Raw genomic sequence first — 2,675 nt, 5'->3', positions numbered from 1 at the left:
CCCCTCACCCCATCCCTCTCCCCGTAAGAACGGGGAGAGGGCGCATACCGGCGCTCTGCGCGAGAGCTGAGAACCAAATTTTCTGCGATTTAGAGTCTCGAGTCAGCGCTCGCACGAGTTTGCTTACCCGGGACAATGGATCAACATGTCCCCCGACTTCACCTTCCTCCTCATCCTGGCCTTGCGCATGGCGATCGCGGCGGCCTTCGTGGTCTCGGCCTCCATCATCGCCGAGCGCGCGGGGCCGGTGATCGGCGCCCTGATCGCGACCCTGCCGATCTCGTCGGGGCCGGCCTATGTGTTCGTCGCGCTCGACCATGACGCGGCCTTCATTGCGCGGGGCGCCCTGGCGAGCCTGCCGATCAATGCCGCGACCATCTGGCTCTCGCTAGTCTATGTGTTGCTGGCGCAGCGCCGCGGCGTGCTGGTGAGCTGCGCCACCGCGCTCGCGGTCTGGTTCGGCATCGCGTCGCTGATCTTGAAGGTGCAGTGGACGCTGGCCGAGGGGCTGATCGTCAATGCCATCACGGTCGCGATCTGCGTGCCGGCGCTGGCGCGTTACAGGCATGTCAAGATGCCGCTGATCACGCGGCGCTGGTACGACGTGCCGCTGCGCGCGCTCTTGGTCGCGACTCTGGTCGGCACCGTGACGACGCTGTCGGGCTGGGTCGGGCCCGATATCAGCGGCGTCCTCGTGCTATTCCCGATCGTGTTCACCTCGATGATGCTGATCCTGCATCCACGCATCGGCGGCCCGGCAACGGCGGCCGTGATCGCCAACGGCGTCTGGGGCCTGATCGGCTTTGGCCTCGGCATCGCGGCGGTGCAGGCAGGCGTCTCGCAGTTCGGCTCGGCCATCGGCCTGAGCCTCGGCCTTCTCACCTGCGTGCTGTGGAATCTCGGCCTGTGGTGGACGGGGCGGAGGAAGAGAGTGCCGTCATTGCGAGCGGAGCGAAGCAATCCAGAAGCCAAGCGGCGATAGGCCGTTGCTGGATTGCTTCGTCGCTTGCGCTCCTCGCAATGACGATAACTAATTCTTTCCCAGCTTCGCCTTCAGCGCATAGAGCGCGTCCATGGCCTCGCGCGGGGTCATCTCGTCGGGATGCAGCGCCTTCACCGCCGATATCAGCTCCTCGGCTTCCTTCGACATCGTGGGCTCTGCCGCCGCGCGCGACGGCACCGCGAACAGCGGCAGATCATCGACCAAAGCACGCGCGCTCTGGCCGCGGTCCTGTGCCTCGAGTTTTGCCAGCACCGATTTGGCGCGGCTGATCACCGCCGGCGGCAGGCCGGCGAGCTTCGCCACCTGAATGCCGTAGGAGCGGTCGGCGGAGCCCGGCAGCACCTCGTGCAGGAACACGACGTCGCCGTGCCATTCCTTGACCCGGACGGTGGCGTTGAACATCCGCGGCAGCTTGGCCGAAAGCGCGGTCAGCTCGTGATAATGCGTGGCGAACAGCGTGCGGCAGCGGTTACTCTCATGCAGATGCTCAATCGCGGCCCAGGCGATGGAGAGTCCATCGAAGGTCGCCGTGCCGCGGCCGATCTCGTCGAGAATGACCAGCGCGCGCTCGCCGGCCTGATTGAGGATCGCGGCGGTCTCGACCATCTCGACCATGAAGGTCGAGCGTCCGCGCGCCAGGTCGTCGGCGGCGCCGACGCGCGAGAACAGCCGGTCGACGATGCCGATCCGCGCGCGGGATGCCGGCACGAAGGAGCCAATTTGGGCCAACAAAGCAATGAGCGCGTTCTGGCGCAGGAAGGTCGATTTGCCGGCCATGTTCGGTCCGGTCAGCAGCCAGAGCTGGCCGCTCTTTTGTTGCGGGGCAGGAGATAAGTCGCAGGAATTGGCGATGAATGGCTGGCCGTCGCGCTTCAAAGCCTGCTCGACCACCGGATGCCGGCCGCCCTCGATCATGAAGCCGAGCGAACCGTCGACCTCGGGCCTGACGTAGTTGTCGTCGATCGCGAGCTTGGCCAGCGCGGTCGCGACATCGAGCATGGCAAAGCCATGGGCGGCAGCGCGTAAGTCTTCGCCCGCGGCGAGCGCCTGTCCGCACAGGCGGTCGAAGATCTCGAGCTCGAGATTGAGCGCGCGCTCGCCGGCGTTGGCAATTTTGGCCTCGATCTCGCCGAGCTCTGATGTGGTGAAGCGCACCTGGCCGGCCAGGGTCTGGCGATGGATGAAGGTCGCGTTCAACGGCGGCGACATCAGCTTGTCGCCGTGCTGCGCCGTGACCTCGACGAAGTAGCCGAGCACGTTGTTGTGCCGGATCTTCAAGCCTTTGACGCCGGTCTGATCGGCATAGCGCGCCTGCATCGAGGCCACCACGAGCCGCGAGGCGTCGCGCAAATTGCGCGTCTCGTCCAGCGCGGTGTCATAGCCCTGCCGCACGAAGCCGCCGTCGCGTTTGATCAGCGGCAATTGCTCGTCGAGCGCACGGGCGAATTCGGCCGCCAGCTCGCGCGACGGACGGCCGAGCGCCGCTATCACGGCTTCGACCTCCTGCGGCGGCTGCTCGAGCGCGGCGAGCCGCGCCAATGTCTGGTCGGCAGCGAGAATGCCGTCCCGGATGGCGGCAAGATCGCGCGGGCCGCCGCGGCCGATGGCGATGCGCGAGAGCGCGCGCGCAAGATCAGGTGCGGATTTGAGCCGCTCGCGCATGTCGCCGCGG

General features: G+C 66.6%; 2 protein-coding genes. One reads left to right on the top strand and one right to left on the bottom strand.

Annotated features, from left to right (window positions below):
• The first annotated feature begins 145 nt into the window (after positions 1–145).
• On the top strand, positions 146–982 hold the full coding sequence (locus WA702_RS28820) for a hypothetical protein (RefSeq protein ID WP_425113937.1): 837 nt from the start codon (positions 146–148) through the stop codon (positions 980–982).
• A gap of 48 nt (positions 983–1,030) precedes the next feature.
• Here the strand turns inward: WA702_RS28820 and mutS are convergent.
• A partial coding sequence (gene mutS / locus WA702_RS28815; RefSeq protein ID WP_425113936.1) for a DNA mismatch repair protein MutS occupies positions 1,031–2,675 on the bottom strand: 1,645 nt, incomplete at its 5' end.

Origin of the sequence: Bradyrhizobium sp. (assembly GCF_049798375.1) — a bacterium.
GTDB lineage: Bacteria > Pseudomonadota > Alphaproteobacteria > Rhizobiales > Xanthobacteraceae > Bradyrhizobium.
The sequence above is the reverse complement of the archived record's forward strand: the minus strand, read 5'-3'. Positions and strand labels throughout refer to the sequence as shown.

What these genes read in the sequence shown, in the direction of transcription:
- WA702_RS28820 (WP_425113937.1), top strand. Translation starts at nt 146, where the DNA reads ATGTCCCCCGACTTCACCTTCCTCCTCATCCTGGCCTTGCGCATGGCG.